Origin of the sequence: Acinetobacter sp. NIPH 817 (assembly GCF_000368405.1) — a bacterium.
In the GTDB taxonomy this organism is placed as follows: Bacteria; Pseudomonadota; Gammaproteobacteria; order Pseudomonadales; family Moraxellaceae; genus Acinetobacter.
This window is the reverse complement of sequence record NZ_KB849419.1, coordinates 443,668-465,331: the sequence shown is the minus strand read 5'-3', so window position 1 is coordinate 465,331 and position 21,664 is coordinate 443,668. Positions and strand designations below refer to the sequence as shown.

Here is a 21,664-nt window from a genome sequence, read left to right as displayed (position 1 = left end):
TGTAAGGAATCGGAGATAAACAGTGACATTTCTAGCAATTATTATGGTGGTGTTTGCCTTTGCTGGCATGATTAAAGGCATGATCGGTCTAGGGTTGCCCGCAGTATCGATGGGCTTACTCACCATCGCAATGAGTCCTTTTCAAGCAGCCTCTTTACTCATTGTTCCTTCAATGGTCACCAATGTTTGGCAGCTTTTTGCTGAAGGACATGTCTGGGCTTTCATTCGCCGTTTCTGGACCTTACTCGTAGGCATTGTAGTCGGTTCAATATGGAGTTTTCTACCGACTTTAAGTCAAAGCCATGGGCAGAGTAGTGAAATTTTATTAGGCTGTATGTTGGCCTTATATGGGCTTTATGGACTATGTGTCAAAAAGCTTCCGCACTTAGGGAAGCATGAGCGTTGGCTATCGCCGATTATTGGTTATATTGGTGGGGCAGTGACCGTAGCAACAGGCGTTATTATTATTCCGATAGTTCCTTATTTGCAGTCTTTACATTTAAAACGTGATGAGCTGGTACAAGCTCTCGGACTGACTTTTACGGTGTCTACCATTTGTCTTGCGGTGTTTTTACATCACAACCCGATGTCAGGAATAACACTGGACTATCGTTTATCTTTTGCTGCGTTGGTGGCTGCACTCGTTGGAATGTGGTTAGGTAAAAAAATTCGCTATCGACTCAACGAGCAATTATTTCGTCGTATCTTTTTTATAGGTTTGGTGTCATTAGGGCTTTATATGGTTTTGCACTAAGCCAAGTGTTTAAGGGCGATGCTGTAATAAAAAATCTGCAAATTGTTGGTAACTGTTAGGCAGCTGATTGAAATTTTGTGCGGCTAAAAGTAGTTTACGATTTGCCCATGCACCTAGCAGTTGAATGGAATGAAAATCATAATCCGATTGCAAACGCTGTGCCGCACGAGCTGGCATAATCGCAATTCCCACACCTTTGGCGACAACCTCAGCAATTGCACTAAAGTTAGGTAGGCGCAAACGGTACTGTATGTTAAAGCCTAATAGCTTAGCTTGAGTTTCAATGGACTGTTGCAAAGAGTGGTGGGGTTTAAGACCAATAAAACCATAGCTTAAAGCCTCTACCAAATTCAGCTCTTGGTATTGAGCTAAATTGTGGGTAGTAGGGCAAATCAAAACTAACGAATCACTCGCAAATTCCTTAGTTTGCAAATGTCGGGTATCAAAAAAGCTTGAGACTAGACCTAGACTCGCAATTCCTTGGGTTAATGCATCTACAATTTCTGAGCTTTCTGCCTCATGTAAATCAATATTCATTTCTGGATGAAGCACCAGATATTGCGGTAATAACGTAGGCAAATATTCACTTTGAGCAGAAGAGTTACACCAAAGCGTTAATGCCTCTGTGGTAGGGTGCCTAAACCGCTGCATTTCTTGTTCGAGTTGATCTTTTTGTACTAAAAGCTGACGGGCATGTTCTACAAAAGCATGTCCAGCTGTGGTGAGTTCTACCCCAGTGGTTTGGCGAATAAATAAGGGTGTCTCAAAATATTGTTCGAGTTTTTTTATACGCTCGCTCGCTGCTTGAAGTGAAATAGCAGAGCGGTCTGCACCTTTGGTTAGGCTACCAGTCGAGACAATATGAAGAACCAACTGTAAATCAAAAAAATCAAAACGCATGATAGGAACGTATTGAAACGCAAAAATTCATCATACTAAATCGTAATGAAAAAAGGCAGCTTACGCTGCCTTTTTGAACTTAGGTTTTATCTTTTAAACTAAACAACCAATTTAGAATAATGGCTGCAAATGTTGCGGTACCAATACCACCTAAATTGAAATTACCAAACATTAATTCAAAATTTCCGGCACCCAAAATAATTGTTACTGAAGCAACAATCAGATTTTTATTGTTAGAAAAATCAACTTTGTTTTCAATCCAGATTTTTGCACCGGCAATGGTAATTAAACCAAACACGACAATAGACGCGCCTGTTAAGACAGCACTTGGAATCGTACTAATTACCGCACCAAATTTTGGAGATAGACCCAAGAAAATAGCAAAGACACCAGCAATCACAAATACAATGGTTGAGTACACACGAGTGACTGCCATGACCCCAATGTTTTCACCATAAGTGGTCATCCCCGGCGCCCCAACACTACCAGAAAGTGTCGTTGCCAAACCATCTGCAACAAATGCTTTGCCTAATTGTGGTGTCAGGTTTTCGCCAGTCATTGCACCAACAGCTTTAATATGGCCTAAGTTTTCTGCCACTAAAATTAATGCAACTGGCGCAATAATTAGCATAGCCTTAGTATCAAAAGTAGGATGTGAAAAGCTTGGAATACCGAACCATGCAGCCTGTGAGATTTGACTAAAATCAATTGGTTTACCAAAACCTAGCCCATTGGTGGTGATAGCGTAAATTGCATAAGCCAAAATTAAACCGACCAATAGAAGCAGACGTTGCAATAAGCCACGCGTAAAGACTGCAATACTACCCATACAAAGTACGGTAATTAAGGCCATCCACATTTCAAATGGTTGGCCTGCAACACCTTTAATGGTAACGGGTGCGAGGTTTAGACCAATAATCATCACAATGGCGCCAGTCACCACAGGCGGCATGAGTTTTTCAATCCAGCGTGTACCCGTAAGCATCACAATAAAACCGATAATGGCATAAAACACACCACATGCTACGATTCCACCTAAAGCCATCGAAAGGTTTGGATTGGCACCTGAACCTGTAATATGTCCAGTTGCTGCTGCAACCACACCAATAAATGCAAAACTTGAGCCTAAGTAACTCGGAACACGACCACCCGTAATTAAAAAGAACAGGATGGTACAGATACCAGACATTAGAATGGCAAGGTTAGGATTAAAGCCCATGAGTAATGGTGCTAAAACAGTTGCTCCAAACATGGCAAATGCATGTTGAATACCTAAAATAGCACTCTGAACTGGAGGGAGATATTCGTTGGTAGAGACCGGTCGGTGGTCAATATCACCTTGGTAAGGCTGCCATTTTGGAAACCAATTGGACATAAAATAAGCTCATTATTCTTTAATTGGTGCCATGATACTCTTTCTTGAGAATGCATTTAATCTCTAGAGAGAAGTATGTTAGTGAAAAATAATTATTTTTTAACGATTGGTATAATTTTATGAATTCTAAATATAAGGAATTAGTTATTTTTTTCTAATAAAGACTAATTTTTTGATTTTAAAAAAATATTCAAAAAAATAGAAAATCGAGGAAAATTTAAGAAAAATAGAGAATTTTGCAAGTAAAAAGCAGCACATCGAGATGCACTGCTTTGTTAAACAATTGGTAAAATTAGCTTAGCCCGTATTACGTAAACCAGCAGCAATACCCGCAATACTCACCATAAGTGCATGGTCAACAGGTGTGTTCTCTGCCTGACGCTCAGCAAGATAATCACGGCGGCGTTTCATGAGTTCAGCCTGTAAAAGATGCAAAGGAAGTAAGTACGGTTTACGAACCTGCATTGATTGATCAAGAACTTCGTTGTTACTAAGAAGCTTTGATTCATCTTTCAATTTAAGGAGTGTTTCAACAGCATCTTTTAGGCGCTGACGTAATTGATTACCGAGCACTTTTAAATCTTCATCGTCAGTCAAATGAGACTCGTAATAGAGTGCAATGTTGGCGTCGGATTTAGACAATACCATTTCCAGCATATCAATAAGCGTCTGGAAATAAGGCCATTGCTGGAGCATTTCATCAAGCGTTGCTTTTTGCTGATCGGCAATCACTTCATTAATTGCTGCACCAGTACCTAGCCATGCAGGTAGCATCAAACGGATTTGAGTCCATGCAAATACCCATGGAATCGCACGTAACGACTCAATACCACCACTCACTTTACGTTTTGCTGGACGTGAGCCTAATGGCAACATTTGTAATTCAAGTTCAGGGGTAACGGTCCGTAAATACTTCACAAAATGTGGATTTTCACGCACTGTCTGGCGATAAACCTTAACAGAATGATCTGTCATACGGTTCATGATTTCACGCCACTCGGCTTTAGGCTCTGGTGGTGGTAATAAAGTCGCTTCGAGTGTTGCGGCGGTATAGATTTCAAGGTTTTGCATAGCAATCCCTTCTAGACCGAACTTGAAGCGAATCATTTCACCTTGTTCTGTGACACGGATTGCACCAGAGATCGAACCCGGTGGCTGCGAAAATAGTGCCTGTTGTGTTGGAGCACCACCACGACTAATTGAACCACCACGGCCATGGAATAGCGTTAACTGTACGCCGTGTTTTTGAGCAATTGCAGTGAGCTCTTCTTGAGCACGATATTGCGCCCAGTTAGCTGACATGAAACCGGCATCTTTTGCAGAGTCGGAGTAACCGATCATCACTTCGTGTTTACCCTGAATGTGCTGTTTATACCAATGCATATTGAACAGCGTATTCATAGTAGTTGCAGCGCCATCTAAATCTTTTAAAGTTTCAAACAGAGGAACTACACGTAAAGGGTGCTGAATACCTGCTTCTTTTTGCAATAGCAACACAGCTAAAACATCACTTGGATATTCAGCCATCGAAATAATATAAGCCCCTAAAGACTCTGGCGGTTGGTCTGCCAAAGTACGCATGGTTGCAAATACTTCTTGAACATCTGGATGACCAATCAAACTGCCTTCAGGTTCATTAATATATTTCGGTAAAAGCGGGCGCTTGCTCTGTAATTCCTGAATCAGGAAGTTTTGGCGCGCTTGTTCAGTCCACGATTCAAAATTACCTAAACCTAAATATTCGGTAATTGCTGAAATCGCTTGACGATGACGACCTGATTCTTGGCGAATGTCGAGTTTAAGTAGTTCAATACCAAAACAGTTCACACGGTAAATAAAGTCGAGGAGTTGACCATTCGCAATTTCAGGTAAGTTACTGTCGATTAAAGAGCGATAGCACAGTAATAACGGTTGTAAGAGTTCGTCTTTGCTTTTAATGACATTGCTGTCATCTGCTTCTAAACCTTGTAAGCGTTGAGCTAACCAGTGGCGAGTCGCTTTTAAACGTTCGCGTGTAGCACGTAAATATTCACGATAAGGTTCTGCATGTTGGTTACCAATAGCCTGAATCATTTCTTCAGAACAGGTTTGGATTGAAAGTTCCCAACGTAAGTTTTCGATATCTCTTAGGTAAAGGTCGGCAGCTTGCCAGCGTGATAACCACAGTACTTCTTGGGTAATTTGATGAGTAACATTTGGGTTGCCATCACGGTCTCCGCCCATCCAAGAAGCAAAGCGCACAGGCGCAATGTTAAGGGGTAAGTTTTGTTGGCAATTATCTTGAACCAACTCATTTAATTCGCGAATAAATTTAGGTACAGCATTCCAAAGTGTTTGCTCAATTGTGGCAAAGCCCCATTTTGCTTCATCGACTGGAGTCGGGCGATGCTGTCTGATTTCATCTGTTTGCCATGCCGAACTAATTTGTTGCTTTAAGTTGGCAAGTGCATTTTGTCGTTCGCGCGGAGTAAGTTTCTGCTGGTCAAGTTGAGAAAGACAAGCATTGATATCATCATATTTTTGAATGAGTGTACGACGGCTGACTTCGGTTGGGTGCGCCGTAAGTACTAACTCAATATTGAGATCACAAATTTGCTGAAACAGTTTTTCTGTCGAAATACTTTTATCTTTAAATTTTTGAAATAAGTGAACAAGGGGGTTCGGAGAATTAGCCTCCGAATCAAACTCTGCCTGTCTGCGGCTACGAACAACATGATATTGCTCGGCAATATTAGCAAAATTTAAAAAATGAGAAAAAGCGCGGGTAAGAGGAAGTAGCTCTTCATCGGGCAATTCTAAAAATAATTGTTCTAATTGCTTTTCGGCTTCAGCTTGACCATCACGTGCACCTTTGGCAAGAGCACGGATTTGCTCGATCTGATTAAACAGTTCTTGTCCTGCATGTTGTTTTAGGGTTTCACCTAACAAGTTGCCAAGTAAGCGGACGTCCTCACGCAGTGGCGCATCGATTTGCTGAACCATGCTATTTTTCTCCTGTTCTTATTCTTATCGAATATAGCGCGATTAGCGAACATTCCAAGCTTTGAGCGTAAGAAAATGTGAATTTTTGCTTAAAAAATAACATTTAATTCGCTTATTGCGTCTTAAAAGTAGACATGCACTCAGTGCAACTTTTGGCAATCGGACTTTGGTTTAATTCCGATATTTGAGCAAAAATAAATGAATTGCATCTCTAATAATTTTTTCTAGCTCTTGTGCATTTGGTACAGCAATAATTCTAAGTAGAACCTTCTGGTGGCGTACGCCAAGCAATAAAGACAAAAGAAGCTCGGTTTGATAATTAGGGTCATCGGTTTGAATAAAACCTAATTGAGCCGCTTTTTGCAAAAACTCAGTTAACTGATTTTGCAGTCGTGTATGTGAAGCATCAAAAAACTGTAGAGTGAGAGGACTTTGTTCTGCTGCGAGCTCAAATAATACATGTTCAAGCTTTAATGCTTCAGGTGAGTAAATAATCTGCAAGGCGCCTGAACAAACAATAAAGAGTGCTTGATAAAAGTCTGCTGATGCATCTAATTCAAATTGTTTAGTGCACAGTGTCTCTTCACAGGTTTCTGTAATCGCACAGATAAACAGGTTTGCTTTGTCTTGAAAGTGGTTATAAACCGTGAGTTTAGTGACCTCTGCTTCCTGTGCGATTTGGTTCATGCTGGTACCGTGATAGCCAGATTTTAAAAAAATAGCTTTCGCGGCTTGTAAGATACGAGCACGTTTTTCCAGATCTTTGGGGCGACCACTTTGATTAACTGTTTGCACAAAACCCTCTGATAAAAATTTAAAAAGATAGCAATTTATAAGTTTTTCTTTAATTAATGTACCCATGGGTATATTAATTAAAAAATAAACAATTTATGATGAAAGCATATTGTGCCTTAAAAAATCAGTTTGAATAAGAGCGATAAGATATGAATCTGTTAAAACCTCTCATCATGAGTATGGTGATTGTTTGTACGGTCACATTAATGGGGTGTAGTAAAGAAGCTCCCAAAACAGAAGAAATACCCTATGTGATGGTGGTCCAACCCTTGACCACACTCAATGAACAAAAAAGCTATGCAGGGGATGTGCAGGCTAGACAGCAAACAGCTTTAGCATTTCGGGTCGGTGGACAGGTTACGGCACGTTACGTGGATGTAGGAGATCGAGTTAAAGTCGGACAAGTTTTAGCAAAGCTTGACGTGGCAGATGCTCAGCTACAATTAAATGCCGCTAAAGCCCAACTGGACAATGCACAGGCTTCAGCAAAAACAGCAGCAGACGAACTTAAACGTTTTCAGCAATTATTGCCGATTAATGCGGTGAGTCGTTCGCAATTCGATACGGTAAAAAATCAATATGACGCTGCGCAAGCGGCTCTACAGCAAGCTCGTTCTAACTATGAAGTTTCTGCAAACCAAACTGGTTATAACCAACTCGTTTCTAATAAAAACGGGGTGATTACTGCACGAAACATTGAGATTGGACAAGTCGTTGCTGCGGGCCAAGCGGCTTATCAACTGGCCATTGATGGAGAGCGTGAAGTTGTCATTGGTGTGCCAGAACAAGCGGTTTCCGAGATCAAGGTTGGCCAAGCAGCTTGGGTGACTTTATGGTCTAAACCGAATGACCGATTTGCTGGTTATGTGCGTGAAGTTTCCCCAGCGGCGGATCAGTCCCGTACATTTACAGTGAAAGTTGCACTCAAAGAAGGTCAATCTGCTATTCAGCTTGGACAAAGTGCACGTGTATTTTTTAGCTCGACTCAAACCAATGTGATGAGTGTGCCACTTTCAAGTGTTTCAGCAACAGATAATCAACCTTATGTGTGGGTGGTTAATGCGAACCAGACTTTGCGTAAAGTACCTGTAACGATTGGTGCATATGGCAAAGATAGTGTACCTGTGTTATCTGGATTGGCTCCAAATGATTGGGTTGTGATTGGCGGCGTACATTTGCTACGTGATAAACAGAAGATTCATCCGATTGATCGTGAAAATCGTGGAGTGAAAATTCAGGGAGCAACCCAGCCATGAAATTCAATCTCTCGGAATGGGCATTAAATAATAAAGGCATTGTCCTTTATTTTATGCTGTTGCTTGGCATTATCGGTGCAATCTCTTATTCAAAATTATCACAAAGTGAAGATCCACCATTTACCTTTAAGGTCATGGTGGTGCAGACCTACTGGCCGGGGGCGACTGCCAAAGAAGTTTCTACTTTAGTTACGGACCGTATCGAAAAGGAACTCATGACAACAGGGCAGTATGACAAGATTATGGCTTACTCCCGTCCAGGTGAGTCGTTGGTCACTTTTGTGGCGAAGGATTCACTGACTTCTGACAAGATTCCCGATGTTTGGTACAACGTTCGTAAAAAGGTAAATGATATACGTCATGAACTGCCAAACGGGGTACAAGGTCCATTTTTCAATGACGAATTTGGAGACACTTACGGCAATATTTATGTACTGACAGGCAAAGACTTTGACTACGCACTTCTTAAGGAATATGCAGATCGTTTGCAATTACAGCTTCAACGCGTCAAGGATGTCAGTAAGGTCGAACTAATTGGTCTGCAAGATCAAAAAATCTGGATTGAGATTTCTAACACCAAAGCGGTACAGCTTGGTATTCCAGTTACAGCGATTCAAGATGCCTTACAAAAGCAAAACAGTATGGCAAGTGCAGGTTTTTTTGAAACAGGCACAGACCGCATCCAGATTCGGGTAAGCGGTCATTTACAAAACATTGATGAAATTAAGAAAATGCCTTTACTGGTAGGTGATAAAACCATTCAGCTCGGAGATGTCGCTGATGTCTACCGTGGTTTTAGTCAACCTGCTCAGCCACGCATGCGCTTCATGGGTGAAAATGGGATTGGTATTGCTTTATCAATGCGTAAGGGCGGTGACATTATTGCCTTAGGTAAAAATCTCGACACAGAATTTGCCCAACTACAAAAAACTTTACCTTTAGGTATGAAGCTCCAAAAAGTTTCTGACCAACCTGTAGCGGTACAACGCAGTATTCATGAGTTTATCAAGGTACTCGCTGAAGCAGTTATTATTGTCTTGTTAGTGAGTTTTTTCTCTTTAGGTTTCCGTACAGGATTGGTTGTCGCTTTTTCTATTCCTTTAGTTTTAGCAATGACCTTTGCGGGGATGAATCTATTCGATGTTGGGCTGCATAAGATTTCACTAGGTGCCTTGATTCTGGCGCTAGGTTTGTTAGTCGATGACGCCATTATTGCCGTCGAGATGATGGCAATTAAGATGGAGCAGGGTTATAGCCGAATTAAAGCTGCCGGATTTGCGTGGAAAACAACAGCATTTCCGATGCTCACCGGAACACTGATTACTGCGGCTGGTTTCTTACCGATCGCTACCGCTCAGTCTGGTACAGGTGAATACACTCGCTCTATCTTTCAGGTGGTGACGATTGCCTTATTAGTCTCTTGGATTGCAGCAGTTTTATTCGTACCTTATTTAGGCGAAAAGCTATTACCCGATTTTACTAAAACAGGGCATCAGGCACCTTGGTATGTTCGTTTATGGGCGAGATTAACTAAAAAACCGCAACCGCAAACTGTGGCCATTTCACAGGACCATCACTACGATCCTTATCAATCTAATTTCTATTTACGTTTTAGAAAGATGGTCGAGTTTTGTGTGACTTACCGTAAAACCGTAATTGCGACGACGGTGGGTATTTTTGTGCTATCTGTGCTGATGTTTAAGATAGTGCCTCAGCAGTTTTTCCCACCTTCGAATCGTGCCGAGATTTTAGTCGATTTAAAACTTGAAGAAGGCGCTTCCTTAACAGCGACAGAACAAGCTGTGAAAAAGGTTGAAAAATTCCTTTCTAAACAAAAAGGTATTGATAACTATGTGGCATATGTCGGTACAGGTTCACCACGTTTTTATTTACCGTTAGACCAGCAATTACCGCAAGCCAGCTTTGCGCAGTTTGTTGTACTCGCATCATCTCTGGATGATCGTGATGAAATTCGACGCTCGTTAGACACACAAATTAAGCAATTACTTCCGCAAGTTCGTACTCGCGTGTCATTACTGGAGAATGGCCCTCCTGTTGGTTATCCATTGCAATATAGGGTGTCGGGTGAAGATCAAAATCTGGTCCGTCAAGAAGCACAGAAAGTCGCTAAGCTGATTAGCGAAAACCCGAATACCACCAATGTGCATTTAGATTGGGGTGAGCCGAGTAAGATTATTTCAATTCAAATTGACCAAGATCGCGCTCGACAAATGGGTGTCTCTAGTTTGGATTTAGCGAACTTTATTAATGCATCAATTACTGGTAGTGCGATTGAGCAATATCGTGAAAAGCGTGAACTCATTGAAATCCGTTTACGTGGTGATCAGAGCGAGCGAGTTGAAGTAGCTTCACTGGCAAGTTTAGCCGTGCCAACAACCAATGGAACGACTGTGCCTTTAGCTCAAATCGCTAAAATTGAGTATAAATTTGAAGATGGTTTAATTTGGCATCGTAACCGCTTACCAACGATTACTGTGCGTGCAGATATTCGTACCAAATTGCAGCCAGCGACTGTTGTTGGTGAATTAGCTGAATCAATGGATAAATTACGTGCTGAATTACCAAGTGGCTATCTTGTTGAAGTCGGTGGAACTGTAGAAGAGTCTGCACGTGGGCAAAACTCTGTTAATGCGGGTATGCCACTGTTCTTGGCTGTGGTCATGACATTACTGATGATTCAGCTCAAAAGCTTATCCCGTGCGACTATTGTGTTATTAACAGCTCCGCTTGGTTTAATTGGGGTGGTTTTATTCTTACTTCTATTTAACAAACCATTTGGCTTTGTGGCCATGTTGGGCACAATTGCACTCTCTGGCATGATCATGCGTAACTCGCTTATTTTAATTGATCAAATTGAACAAGACAGGCAAGCAGGGCATCCGACGTGGGAGGCGATTATCGAGGCGACAGTACGTCGATTCCGCCCGATTATTTTGACTGCATTAGCCGCAGTTTTGGCCATGATTCCACTTTCACGAAGTATTTTCTTTGGTCCAATGGCAGTTGCGATCATGGGCGGCTTGATTGTTGCCACCTTACTGACATTATTTTTCTTACCTGCGCTCTACGCAGCATGGTTTAAGGTGAAAAAAACCGCATAAAATACATAAATTTTTTGTGAATAAAGGTGCGAAATATTGAAAACTCCAATATAGTAGCACCTGTCTTTACACAAAAAATACAGGATTATTTCACTGCATAAAAAATAGGCTAAGTGCAGTGAATTGAGGTGAAATACAGATGGGGCAAGACCATATCGAACAGCATCGCCGTTATATAGTAATTTCTTATGCGTTCATGTTTCTTGCATTGTTTACGGTTATTTTTGCGGCCTTTGCTTATTTGGTTGCTCGTAAAGTGGCGGTTGTAGATAATGCAGAAGTTTGGATTCATGCGCATGCACTATGGATTATGCGAAACGGGATTCTATTTCTTTGTATGGCAATTTTTGCTGTGGTCTGGTTTATTCCGCTCTTCTTTTTTGCATGGGACAGTAACCTTTGGGTAACCGCCTCTACGGTTGCGGGTGTGGTATTTAGCGCTATTGCGTGGTTATTTCTATTAAATGCATGGTTAAAAGGCTTGTCTAAATATTTAAAAAATAAGGCAGTTTTTTAATATATCTATTTTTTAAACATTTTACCCTTGTAAATTCGGCTAAAGCCCCCCATTTAGTCGGCAATAGAGTATTGATAAAATTCCGTGAGGAGCACCGCCAAAAATGGCTAAACGTGATTATTATGAGGTTTTAGGCGTTTCAAAAACCGCAAGTGATGATGAGATCAAAAAAGCCTACCGTAAATTGGCGATGAAATATCATCCAGATAGAAACCCTGACAATGCCGAAGCTGAAGAAAAATTTAAAGAAGCTGCTGAAGCTTATGAAGTTTTATCGGACAGCGAAAAGCGTAGCATGTACGATCGCATGGGTCATAATGCGTTCGAAGGTGGCTTTGGTGGTGGTGGTGGCTTTGGTGGATTTAGTGCCGAAGACATTTTCAGCCAGTTCGGTGATATCTTCGGTGGTGCATTCGGTGGCGGTGGGCGTCAACAGCGTCAACGTCGCGGATCAGATCTACGCTATGTAATGGAACTTACCCTTGAAGAAGCTGTAAAAGGGGTGAAAAAAACCATTACCTTTACTGCTCCAGCACCTTGTGATGTGTGTGATGGTAAAGGTTCAAAAAATCCAAAAGATGTTGAAACCTGTAAAACTTGTCATGGTTCAGGACAAGTACGTATGCAGCAAGGTTTCTTCTCTGTACAACAAACATGTGGTACTTGTCGTGGCCAAGGTAAAATTATTAAAAACCCTTGTCAGGCATGTCATGGTTCAGGTGTAGCTGATCGCCAGCAAACGTTGGAAGTTACAATTCCAGCGGGTGTAGATAATGGTGACCGCGTTCGTTTGAGTGGTAAAGGCGAAGCAATTCGTGATGGCCAATCAGGTGACTTGTACGTTGAAGTTGTAGTTCGTGAACACGAAATTTTCCAACGTGACGGTGCAGATCTTTATATGGATGTACCAGTAAGCATTGCTGATGCTGCACTTGGTAAAGAAATTGAAATTCCAACTCTGGAAGGCCGTGTTAGCCTGAAAATTCCTGAGGGAACTCAAACAGGTAAATTATTCCGCTTACGTGGCAAAGGCGTTCGTCCAGTACGTAGCAGCATGGTGGGTGATTTACTCTGCCGTATTGTAGTCGAGACTCCAGTCAACCTAAATTCTCGCCAACGTGAATTACTTAAAGAGTTGCAAGCTTCTTTTGATGGCGAAGACAGTGCTTCTTCACCGAAGAAAAAATCATTCTTTGATCGTTTGTTCGATTAATGCTTGATTAGACAAGAAATTAAAAAGAAGGCGGATATTGATAAAATATCCGCCTTTTTATTGCGCTGATTCATCTTATTATTTTTATTCTGCTTAAAAGAAAATTACGTCTGCTTACTCTGTAGGATGAGCAACATCAATATCATTAACGCTTACAGTCGGTTCGCTAGAAGCAAGAGTAGGAGCATTTTCGATTACTGGTGCGGCTAATGTTTCTGCCTGTACAGCTACTTTCGGTGCCTCTGCTGCTATTTCGCCCATAATCGGGTCAATATCTTCAACTTTAACGTCAGTGTTGGCATCAGTTGCTATTGTTTGAGCTGTAGGTGTTGCTGTTTGAGTACTTACGTTAGTTGTAATACGTGCTTTAGATAAGCTTTCTAATGTGTCTCCTGGCTGGATTGCAGGTTCTGCAAAAGCCACTGAACTCATAATCCCCATCATTACGGTAAAGCCAATAATTCTCGAATGCATGCTGAACTCCTTATAGTCATCTTTTTTTCATTCGTGGTCCGTAGTGTGCAGATCAATTCTTTAACTTTTGTGAAAACAGCTTAAATTTCAGTTCATCTCAAAAAATAATTTTTACTTTTTATTGTGAGCAAAGAGTTTTGATATAGTAGACAAATTACGTAAAACAGAAGATTGAGAAGGATTATGTCAGCAGCTCCACGCATTGGTATTTTAGGTGCAGGCGGTCGTATGGGCCGTACGCTTATTCAAGCAGTTCAACAAGCAGGCTATCAACTAGCTGCTGCGGTAGAGCGTCCGGAAAGTAGTTTGGTGGGCACTGACGCTGGTGAGCTTGCTGGTATTGGTTCAGTGGGTGTGAAGGTTTCAGGAAGCTTGACCGATGTTCTGAAAGATTGCGATGTAATTATTGATTTTACTGCACCAGTTGCAACTGCTCAGCATTTGAAGCTTTGCCGTGAAGCTGGGGTTGCCATGGTTATTGGTACAACAGGTATGTCAGATGAGCAAAAAGCTGAATTAGACGAAGTTGCCACTCATACACCTGTGGTTTATGCAGCGAACTATTCAGTAGGTGTAAATGTATCAATCAAGTTACTTGAGCTTGCAGCAAAAGTATTTGGCGATACAGTAGATATTGAAGTGATTGAAGCTCATCACCGTCATAAAGTAGATGCGCCATCTGGTACAGCGTTAATGATGGGTGAAGCGATTGCAGATACTTTAGGCCGTAACCTAAAAGAAGTTGCTGTCTATGGACGTGAAGGGCACACAGGTCCGCGTGACCGTCAAACGATTGGTTTTGAAACCATTCGTGGTGGGGATATTGTTGGTGAACACACTGTGATGTTTATTGGTGAAGGTGAGCGCGTTGAAGTGACTCATAAAGCAACTAACCGTATGAACTTTGCTGCTGGTGCAGTGCGAGCTGCTGCATGGGTTGTGGGCCGTGAAGCGCGTAAATATGACATGAAAGATGTTTTAGGATTGAACGACGTACAGGTTTAAAACCCTGTACGTATTCCATGTGTAGCGAGAAAAAAAAGATAGAGCAGAACATGAATAAAAAACAAATTGCCTTGACCACTCTTCTTTGCTTAAGCAGCCTCTGGACGGGGGCTGCTTCTACGGAAAAAGCTAAACTCAGCTTAGACCGTAATAATATTAAAGTCTGGACCTATCAAAAGACTGATAATCCAGTCTTTCAATATAAGGCTGAAACGACTTTTGATGTGCCACTTGAACGCGCTGTCGCTGTGATTTTAGATGTAAATCGTGCTGATCAGTGGGTGCCTTATATGGGCAAGGTTCAGATGTTGTCTCAAGATGAGAAAAAGGGTGAATTCACACTCTATATGCTATTAGATTTTCCTTTTCCTTTAAAAGATCGTGATGTGGTCGTGAAAGGAAAAATGAGTAAAGCGGCCAATGGTCTCATTACCATTAAGAACACGGCGATTAATAGTAATTATCCGATACAACCTGATGTAGTGCGCTTAACACGCTATGAAGGGGATTGGACCTTCCAGAAATTAGCGAATAACAAAGTTAAAGTAACCACAAGTGGTTATGCTGACCCAGCCGGTGCGATTCCGCTCAGCTTCGTAAATATGTTTGTTCAACAACAGCCTTACCAGATGTTGTTGAAAATGAAGCGGGAAGTGACTAGTCCGATTTATGAACAACCTAAATTACCAGATATTTTAAAATAAATAACTTAAAAAAAGCGCCTGAGATTAGGCGCTTTTTTTATTAATCTGAACACTGCTGTAATGCTTGGGCGGGAATAGTCTCGCGTTTGATTTGGAATAAAACCAATAACAAACCTAACCCTGCTAGCAAAGCACCAGCAAATGATACTGCGCTATAACCCCAACCTAAATCGAGTACTAACGCACCTGCTGCTGCTCCAACTGCGTTACCTAAGTTAAAGGCGCCGATATTTACTGAAGAGGCAAGCCCTGGTGCTTCGTGAGCGACAGACATTACACGCATTTGTAATGGTGGAACTAAAGCAAAAGTTGCAGCACCCCAGATCACTAATGCAATGGCTGCTCCAATCTGGCTTTGTGCAAGGATTGGGAAAGTCATCATCATCACAATTAACAGAACCAAGAAACCAATCAGAGTTTTGTTAATAGACAAATCTGCAAAGCGACCGCCTAAATGGTTACCAACTGAGAAACCGACACCAATCAACATCAGCATAAACGTAATGAAGGTCGGTGAAGCATGTGTAAACTCAGTCAAACTTGGCGCGATATAGGTATAGAGCGTAAACATTGCACCCGCACCAAGCACTGTAGTGAGTAGAGCAAGTATTACAGGAGTGCGTGTTAATACCTTTAATTCAGCTTTCACATTTGGTTTTTGGGCAACCATACCTTGTGGTAATGCTTTCCATAAAGCGAGCATGGTAATCACACCAAGCAATGAAATCGCAAGGAAAGACATACGCCAGCCAATGTTTTGCCCAACCCATGTTGCCAACGGTACACCACCAATATTGGCAATTGTTAATCCCATAAACATGGTTGCTACAGCACTGGCCTGTTTATGTGCGGGCACAATGCTTGCTGCTACAACTGAACCTATCCCGAAGAAAGCACCATGGTTAAGGCTTGTGATGAGACGCGCACCTAATAAGCTCATATAGCTTGGTGAAAACGCTGCTATCAGGTTACCTACCGTAAAGATCGCCATCAGGAAGATAAGCGCATTACGTCGTGCAAAACCACCAAACCACAGGGTCATGAACGGGGCACCTAGCATGACGCCAAGTGCATAGCCCGTAATTAACATTCCGGCTGTTGGAATTGAAATCCCTAAATCATTAGCGATATTCGGCAACAGTCCCATTGGTGAGAATTCTGTGGTGCCAATGGCAAAGGCACCAATTGCCAATGCCAATAACGAGAATGCCGTATTTGATTGAGTGTTCATGAGTTTAGTCCCAAACTGGTGCCCATGGCTCTGGGCTAACTTCACGACTGTTACGATCAAGTTCGGCAATCATTTGCATTTCAGCTGAAGCTAACTCGATATCCTGTGCTTTTAAGTTGCTAATCAGGTTTTCACGTTTAGTCGAAGATGGAATGACTGCAAAACCACGTTGCAATGCCCACGCAAGTGCGATTTGCGCTGTCGTTGCTTTATGAGCTGCTGCAATTTCAGCTAAAACAGGGTCTTGAAGTACTTTACCGTACGCAAGCGTCATATATGAAGTGACATCAATATTCTTCTCTTGTAAGAAATTTACAAGTTTATGGTTTTGAAGATAAGGGCTTAACTCAATCTGGTTGGTTGCAATATTTTCAGCACCAATTGTATCAATCGCTTGTTGGGTAAGCTCAATATTGAAATTTGAAATACCAATTTGTTTAGTAAGACCTTGTTCTTTCGCTTCAAGTAAAAGCGTCATGATTTCAGGAATCGAAACGCCTAAATCTGGTGCTGGCCAATGAATCAAAGTTAAATCGACGTGGTCAGTACGAAGCTTTTCTAAGCTTTCTTTTAAGCTTGGAATAAACTTATCTTGAGCAAAATTATCTACCCAGATTTTTGTGGTTAGAAATAAGTCCTGACGCGATACACCGCTTTCGGCAATGGCTTGACCAATCGCTGCTTCATTGTCATAAATTTGAGCAGTATCAATTACACGGTAACCTACGTCTAAAGCAGTTTTTACAGAATCAATGACTGCTTGTTCTTTAAGACGGAAAGTACCTAGACCAAAACGTGGAATATTCATGTGTTTACCTAAATTTGAATAATCATTTAACTTGATATGCATTTTGCTTTTTTTATTGTTGCGAAAAAATAGATGAATAAGCAAAATATCTTTGATCATTAGTCAATAATGGAATAAGACATGAAATCAACAATTGAAGAACTCGTCGCGTTTATCGCAATCGTTGATACGGGTTCTTTTGTTGCGGCAGCAGAGCATTTAAAACAAACACCTTCGGGAGTTAGTCGATCTTTAACACGCTTGGAAGCGAAGCTAGATGTAACCTTACTTGAGCGAACGACACGTAAATTGAAACTCACTCAAGAAGGGCAACAGTTTCTGGTAAAGGCCCGTAAAATCTTAAATGAACTAAATGCGGCTGAAGAAGAACTACAAAAATCTGATCAGGGCACCGCGGGACTCATCCGTATTGATTCAGCAACGCCGTTTGTTTTACACGTGATTGCGCCGTTAATGCATAAGTTTCGAGAGTGTTATCCAAATATTGAAATTGAGTTAAATAGTAATGATCAGGTGATTGATCTATTGCAGCATAAAACCGATGTGGCATTTCGGTTTGGGGAGCTTAATGATTCGAGTCTGCATGCCAAACTGGTGTGTAAAAGTCGCTTATTTATTGTTGCGAGCCCAGAATATCTAGCGATTAAGGGCACACCAACACAGCCTGAACAACTCGAACAGCATGACCTGATTGGTTTTACCAGACCTGCCTATATTAATAGCTGGCCGATTAAAATCGGCGATGAATATTTTTTTGCACAAGCAAATATTAAAGCTTCTAGTGGTGAGACGGTACGCCAACTCACGATTAGAGGCCATGGTATTGCACGACTATCTGAATTTGAAATTTGGAAAGATATTCAAGAAGGGCGATTGATTGCATTATTCGAAGATCAAATTGAACATCAATATCAAAGCATCCATGCTGTATATTATCAACAAGAGCATCTACCAAAACGAATCCGTTTATTCATTGAGTTTTTGGCAGAACAGTTAAAAGATGGCTTTAAAAACGCTCTCTAAAAGAACCATAGACATCACTCGGAAAATGAACTTCTAAAATTGGAGTGATTTGTCCCTTTGATGAATGCTGTGCCAGAAAATAGCTTTTTTGCTGTTGTCGACAACTAAAATATAATTTGGAATAAGGCGAATTCACCATGACAACTTCATTTGAGCTATTACGCTTATATTGATAATGAGAAATCGTACTGGCCTCATCATCAGTGCGTTGCTCCATTTTATAGTCTTGTTGATTGGTCATTTTTAAATAACCTTCAATGAGACTTTGGCAAACGGCATGTCTGTACTGCTCGTTTTTTGGTTGTGGCTGGCAACCTGCTAAAACAATAGTAAATAACAATATAGCTTTTAATTTCATGATCTTGCTACTCTTTGAGTTGATTTCTATAGCGTAAAGGTGTTCTATAAACCAGTACAGATACAGAAATTTTTAAAAAAGCAGCACAGAATGACTTTTCAATATCAGGTTCTTGCCAATCAATTAGCACATCGAATTTATCAAGATGAGCTCAAGCCTCATCAGAAGCTGATTTCTTTACGAGATTTCGCTCGTCAGCACAGTATTAGCTTAAGCACGGCAAAAAGTTGCTATGAATTACTTGAGGCGAGGGGACTGATTTATGTAAAGCCGAAATCAGGTTATTTTGTGGTTGCTCGTACTCAATCTAGTCCTATTCCTGATAGTCCAGACTTTTTGTCTTTACCTCGGCAAGTCTCAAATCTAGAGCTGCATAATCAAATTCAAGAAGCTTCCTTACAAAGTCATCTTGTACCATTAGGCTCTATTCAGTTAACGCCTCATTTTATTCCAGTAGAAGGTTTACGGCGTTCTATTCAACGTGCTTTAAAAAATTGCCAGCCACAAGACTTTCTCTATTGTAATAAACAAGGACATGAGCAATTAAGAAAAGCCCTTTCTGATCATTGGCGCGAAGACGGAATCTTCATAGCAACGGAAGATATTTTTATTACCAATGGTTGCATCCCCGCTTTGTCGTTAGTCATTCAGCACCTAACAGAAGTAGGCGATAGTATTTTAATTCCGACACCTACTTTCAATGGGCAACTACAGCTTTTAGCCAGTTTAAAACGGCAAATTATTGAAATTCCAGCGCATCATCGAGGTGTCGATCTTGAGCGCTTAGAATCATTGATGCATCAGGGTTTGGCGAAGGTTTGCCTGATGACAGCCAACTATCAAAATCCTTTAGGATATTGTTTAAGTAATGCGGAAAAACAAAAGATTGCTGAATTAGCTGCAAAGTATCAGTGCTTTATTATTGAAGACGATATTTTTGGTGAATGTGGTTACAGCAATGAACGCCCGCTACCGATTCGCTATTGGGACCGCGAAGGCTATGTCATTTGGTGTGGGTCAGTTTCTAAGTCACTGTCGAGCGCATATCGGGTGGGGTGGTTTTGTTTAAGTTCGAAGCTACAGCATTTAAGACTTGAGCTACTGGCAAGCAATATTGGCGTAAATACACCGCTACAATTAGGCTTAGCTGATTTTATTTATAGCCGTGGTTATCGAGAGCATTTAGAGCAGCTACGACCAAATCTAATGCGACAGGTCGAGCAATATCGCAGTTGTATTTTAAGAGCCTTTGACGGCCTTCCCATTGCGTTAAGTCAGCCAGAAGGGGGCTACGCACTTTGGATACAATTACCAAAGGAAGTAGATACCTTAGCGCTTTATTATACTGCGAAAGCTGAAGGAATTACCGTGGTACCGGGCCATGTTTTTGGTGAGGATGAACGATATCGGCACTTCATTCGTTTAAATGCGGGTCATGAATTAACAGCAGATGTCCGCCAAGCAATTAGTGACTTGGCGGAATGGTCACGACAACAGATGAAAACAGTGAATTAGTTTTATTCTGCGAAGTCTGCTTTAAGCACAATACGGTAGCGTGCCTGACCTGAGTGTAGACGGTCAATTGCCTCGTTGAGCTGTGACATTGGAAATAGCTCAATTTGAGGTGCGATTTTTTTACGTGCTGCAAACTTTAAGAGCTGACGTAATGCAGCAGGAGAGCCCGTAGGTGAACCAGTCACTGACTTAGCGCCGTCAATGAGAGAGCCGACAGAAACAGGAACAGGTTCTAGAGTAAGTCCCAAGAAGTGCAAAGAACCGTTTGGTGCTAGGGTAGAGATGAAAGCACGCCAATTTAGGGTCACATTCACAGTACTCAGCAATAAATCAAATTTACCTTTTTGAGCTTTTACTGCGTCAGTATCGCGGCTATTCACCACATGGTCGGCTCCCATTGCTTTGAGTTCTTCTGTTTTATCTGGGTTAGAACTAAATGCAGTGATTTCACAGCCCCAAGCTTTGAGTAGTTTAATAGCTATATGACCTAAGCCACCAATACCAATCACACCGACATGATGTGTGGCTTGAATCTTATGTTTAAGGAGTGGGTCAAAAACGGTAATTCCGCCACAAAGTAAAGGACCAGCACTTTCAGCGTCTAAATCCTCAGGGAGGGGAATGGCCCATTGCCAACCCGCACGGACTTTATCTGCAAAGCCACCGGCATGTCCCACGATTGTTGCAACATTTTCGCCCGTACAAAGTACTTGCTGACCACCAATACATTCATCGCAGGCTTGGCAACTTTCCGCGGTCCAGCCAATGCCGACACGTTGCCCGATTTGTAGACCTTTGGCTTCTGAACCCAAAGCAACAATTCGTCCAATAATTTCATGGCCTGCAACTACAGGGTAGACCGTAGAACGCCATTCATTGTTTAAAACAGAAATATCAGAATGACATAAACCACAGTATTCAACTTTTACCTCAACTTGATGCGGCTGCAATTCACCAGCGTCAAATTGATAGGGAACTAGTTTTTCACCTGCCTGCATTGCAGCATAAGCCTGAATCGTATTATTGCTCATTGGAACTCCTTAAGCGGCTTTGAACCGTTCTGGTGGGTTATGAAGCTTTAAATTGACAATTATTTTCATGATCATCGACCATGCCTACTGCTTGCATAAAAGCATAGCAGGTGGTTGGGCCGACAAATTTGAAACCATTCTTTTTAAGCGTTTTGGAAAGTTTTACGCTGAGTTCAGTTTGTGCAGGAGCTTGGCGGTAATCTTCAACATCATTATTTTGTGGGGCTGCATCCACAAACTGCCAAAGCCATGTAGGAACGTCACCGACTTGTGCTTTGAGCGCTTGCCAAGCAAATGCATTATCACGAATAGCTTTGAGTTTGCCTAAGTGACGAATTAAGCCAGCATCGGATAGTTTTAGTTCTAAAAAGTCATCAGTAAATGACGCAATATCTGCAATCGGATGATTAAAAAAATGCTGACGATAGCTTTCTCTTTTTTTCAGTACGGTAATCCAAGATAAACCAGCTTGCTGGCCTTCAAGACACAGCATTTCAAATAAACGTGCTTCGTCATGTTCCGGTTTGCCCCATTCTTCATCATGGTAGGCAATATAGAGTGGATCATCGGAACACCATCCGCAACGTTGAGTTTTCATGAT

At 41.5% G+C, this 21,664-nt stretch carries 19 protein-coding genes; 9 read left to right on the top strand and 10 right to left on the bottom strand.

The genetic code is table 11. The annotated features are described in order from the left end of the window. Positions 1-22 precede the first annotated feature (22 nt). Positions 23-754, top strand: coding sequence for a sulfite exporter TauE/SafE family protein (locus tag F968_RS03545; RefSeq protein WP_004790251.1), 732 nt, complete (start codon positions 23-25; stop codon positions 752-754). A 9-nt stretch (positions 755-763) separates the two neighbouring features. On the opposite strand, the gene F968_RS03540 is transcribed toward F968_RS03545, so the two are convergent. From F968_RS03540 to F968_RS03525, 4 genes are all read right to left on the bottom strand, one after another. Further along, positions 764-1,654 (bottom strand): LysR family transcriptional regulator, encoded by an 891-nt coding sequence (locus F968_RS03540; protein ID WP_004790249.1) that lies wholly within the window; start codon positions 1,652-1,654, stop codon positions 764-766. 79 nt (positions 1,655-1,733) lie between these two features. Next, positions 1,734-3,029 (bottom strand): solute carrier family 23 protein, encoded by a 1,296-nt coding sequence (locus F968_RS03535; RefSeq protein ID WP_004790247.1) that lies wholly within the window; start codon positions 3,027-3,029, stop codon positions 1,734-1,736. 297 nt (positions 3,030-3,326) lie between these two features. After that, entirely contained in the window at positions 3,327-6,011 is a 2,685-nt protein-coding gene (gene ppc, locus F968_RS03530) for a phosphoenolpyruvate carboxylase (RefSeq protein ID WP_004790246.1), read from the bottom strand. A gap of 171 nt (positions 6,012-6,182) precedes the next feature. Further along, positions 6,183-6,806 (bottom strand): TetR/AcrR family transcriptional regulator, encoded by a 624-nt coding sequence (locus F968_RS03525; protein ID WP_034596129.1) that lies wholly within the window; start codon positions 6,804-6,806, stop codon positions 6,183-6,185. 149 nt (positions 6,807-6,955) lie between these two features. On the opposite strand from F968_RS03525, the gene F968_RS03520 reads away from it, so the two are divergent. The 4 genes from F968_RS03520 (at position 6,956) to dnaJ (ending at position 12,914) form a co-directional block, all read left to right on the top strand. Then, positions 6,956-8,062 (top strand): efflux RND transporter periplasmic adaptor subunit, encoded by a 1,107-nt coding sequence (locus tag F968_RS03520; protein WP_004790242.1) that lies wholly within the window; start codon positions 6,956-6,958, stop codon positions 8,060-8,062. Beyond that, positions 8,059-11,184: an efflux RND transporter permease subunit gene (locus F968_RS03515; RefSeq protein WP_004790239.1), complete on the top strand. Its 3,126-nt coding sequence runs from the start codon at positions 8,059-8,061 to the stop codon at positions 11,182-11,184. The genes F968_RS03520 and F968_RS03515 overlap by 4 nt, the downstream gene beginning before the upstream one ends. Positions 11,185-11,323: 139 nt before the next feature. Beyond that, positions 11,324-11,701 (top strand): hypothetical protein, encoded by a 378-nt coding sequence (locus F968_RS03510; protein WP_004790237.1) that lies wholly within the window; start codon positions 11,324-11,326, stop codon positions 11,699-11,701. A 103-nt stretch (positions 11,702-11,804) separates the two neighbouring features. Beyond that, positions 11,805-12,914 (top strand): molecular chaperone DnaJ, encoded by a 1,110-nt coding sequence (gene dnaJ / locus F968_RS03505; RefSeq protein ID WP_004790235.1) that lies wholly within the window; start codon positions 11,805-11,807, stop codon positions 12,912-12,914. 114 nt (positions 12,915-13,028) lie between these two features. Here dnaJ and F968_RS03500 read toward each other — a convergent pair whose 3' ends face one another. Continuing rightward, on the bottom strand, positions 13,029-13,388 hold the full coding sequence (locus F968_RS03500) for a hypothetical protein (RefSeq protein ID WP_004790233.1): 360 nt from the start codon (positions 13,386-13,388) through the stop codon (positions 13,029-13,031). 183 nt (positions 13,389-13,571) lie between these two features. Between F968_RS03500 and dapB the strand changes: the two genes are divergently transcribed. After that, positions 13,572-14,393 carry a 4-hydroxy-tetrahydrodipicolinate reductase gene (gene dapB / locus F968_RS03495; protein WP_004790232.1) on the top strand — a complete coding sequence of 274 codons (822 nt, stop codon included), beginning with the start codon at positions 13,572-13,574 and terminating at the stop codon, positions 14,391-14,393. Positions 14,394-14,443: 50 nt separating this feature from the next. Further along, positions 14,444-15,097, top strand: coding sequence for an START domain-containing protein (locus F968_RS03490; RefSeq protein ID WP_004790231.1), 654 nt, complete (start codon positions 14,444-14,446; stop codon positions 15,095-15,097). Positions 15,098-15,137: 40 nt separating this feature from the next. Here F968_RS03490 and F968_RS03485 read toward each other — a convergent pair whose 3' ends face one another. Continuing rightward, positions 15,138-16,328 (bottom strand): MFS transporter, encoded by a 1,191-nt coding sequence (locus F968_RS03485; protein WP_004790230.1) that lies wholly within the window; start codon positions 16,326-16,328, stop codon positions 15,138-15,140. Between the two features lie 4 nt (positions 16,329-16,332). Beyond that, on the bottom strand, positions 16,333-17,136 hold the full coding sequence (gene dkgB / locus F968_RS03480; protein ID WP_004790229.1) for a 2,5-didehydrogluconate reductase DkgB: 804 nt from the start codon (positions 17,134-17,136) through the stop codon (positions 16,333-16,335). A gap of 120 nt (positions 17,137-17,256) precedes the next feature. Between dkgB and F968_RS03475 the strand changes: the two genes are divergently transcribed. Further along, positions 17,257-18,159, top strand: a complete 903-nt coding sequence (locus F968_RS03475) for a LysR family transcriptional regulator (RefSeq protein ID WP_004790228.1) — start codon at positions 17,257-17,259, stop codon at positions 18,157-18,159. Here the strand turns inward: F968_RS03475 and F968_RS03470 are convergent. Then, positions 18,143-18,517: a hypothetical protein gene (locus tag F968_RS03470; protein ID WP_004790227.1), complete on the bottom strand. Its 375-nt coding sequence runs from the start codon at positions 18,515-18,517 to the stop codon at positions 18,143-18,145. The genes F968_RS03475 and F968_RS03470 overlap by 17 nt on opposite strands. A gap of 90 nt (positions 18,518-18,607) precedes the next feature. On the opposite strand from F968_RS03470, the gene F968_RS03465 reads away from it, so the two are divergent. Next, entirely contained in the window at positions 18,608-20,032 is a 1,425-nt protein-coding gene (locus F968_RS03465) for an aminotransferase-like domain-containing protein (RefSeq protein WP_004790225.1), read from the top strand. A gap of 2 nt (positions 20,033-20,034) precedes the next feature. Here the strand turns inward: F968_RS03465 and ahr are convergent, their stop codons facing one another. Both ahr and F968_RS03455 read right to left on the bottom strand, forming a co-directional pair. Continuing rightward, entirely contained in the window at positions 20,035-21,063 is a 1,029-nt protein-coding gene (ahr, locus tag F968_RS03460; protein WP_004790223.1) for an NADPH-dependent aldehyde reductase Ahr, read from the bottom strand. 37 nt (positions 21,064-21,100) lie between these two features. After that, positions 21,101-21,661, bottom strand: coding sequence for a DNA-3-methyladenine glycosylase I (locus F968_RS03455; protein WP_004790221.1), 561 nt, complete (start codon positions 21,659-21,661; stop codon positions 21,101-21,103). Positions 21,662-21,664 lie beyond the last annotated feature (3 nt).

What these genes read in the sequence shown, in the direction of transcription:
- F968_RS03540 (WP_004790249.1), bottom strand. Translation starts at nt 1,654, where the DNA reads ATGCGTTTTGATTTTTTTGATTTACAGTTGGTTCTTCATATTGTCTCG.
- F968_RS03535 (WP_004790247.1), bottom strand. Translation starts at nt 3,029, where the DNA reads ATGTCCAATTGGTTTCCAAAATGGCAGCCTTACCAAGGTGATATTGAC.
- ppc (WP_004790246.1), bottom strand. Translation starts at nt 6,011, where the DNA reads ATGGTTCAGCAAATCGATGCGCCACTGCGTGAGGACGTCCGCTTACTT.
- F968_RS03520 (WP_004790242.1), top strand. Translation starts at nt 6,956, where the DNA reads ATGAATCTGTTAAAACCTCTCATCATGAGTATGGTGATTGTTTGTACG.
- F968_RS03515 (WP_004790239.1), top strand. Translation starts at nt 8,059, where the DNA reads ATGAAATTCAATCTCTCGGAATGGGCATTAAATAATAAAGGCATTGTC.
- F968_RS03510 (WP_004790237.1), top strand. Translation starts at nt 11,324, where the DNA reads ATGGGGCAAGACCATATCGAACAGCATCGCCGTTATATAGTAATTTCT.
- dnaJ (WP_004790235.1), top strand. Translation starts at nt 11,805, where the DNA reads ATGGCTAAACGTGATTATTATGAGGTTTTAGGCGTTTCAAAAACCGCA.
- F968_RS03500 (WP_004790233.1), bottom strand. Translation starts at nt 13,388, where the DNA reads ATGCATTCGAGAATTATTGGCTTTACCGTAATGATGGGGATTATGAGT.
- dapB (WP_004790232.1), top strand. Translation starts at nt 13,572, where the DNA reads ATGTCAGCAGCTCCACGCATTGGTATTTTAGGTGCAGGCGGTCGTATG.
- F968_RS03490 (WP_004790231.1), top strand. Translation starts at nt 14,444, where the DNA reads ATGAATAAAAAACAAATTGCCTTGACCACTCTTCTTTGCTTAAGCAGC.
- F968_RS03485 (WP_004790230.1), bottom strand. Translation starts at nt 16,328, where the DNA reads ATGAACACTCAATCAAATACGGCATTCTCGTTATTGGCATTGGCAATT.
- dkgB (WP_004790229.1), bottom strand. Translation starts at nt 17,136, where the DNA reads ATGAATATTCCACGTTTTGGTCTAGGTACTTTCCGTCTTAAAGAACAA.
- F968_RS03475 (WP_004790228.1), top strand. Translation starts at nt 17,257, where the DNA reads ATGAAATCAACAATTGAAGAACTCGTCGCGTTTATCGCAATCGTTGAT.
- F968_RS03470 (WP_004790227.1), bottom strand. Translation starts at nt 18,517, where the DNA reads ATGAAATTAAAAGCTATATTGTTATTTACTATTGTTTTAGCAGGTTGC.
- F968_RS03465 (WP_004790225.1), top strand. Translation starts at nt 18,608, where the DNA reads ATGACTTTTCAATATCAGGTTCTTGCCAATCAATTAGCACATCGAATT.
- ahr (WP_004790223.1), bottom strand. Translation starts at nt 21,063, where the DNA reads ATGAGCAATAATACGATTCAGGCTTATGCTGCAATGCAGGCAGGTGAA.
- F968_RS03455 (WP_004790221.1), bottom strand. Translation starts at nt 21,661, where the DNA reads ATGAAAACTCAACGTTGCGGATGGTGTTCCGATGATCCACTCTATATT.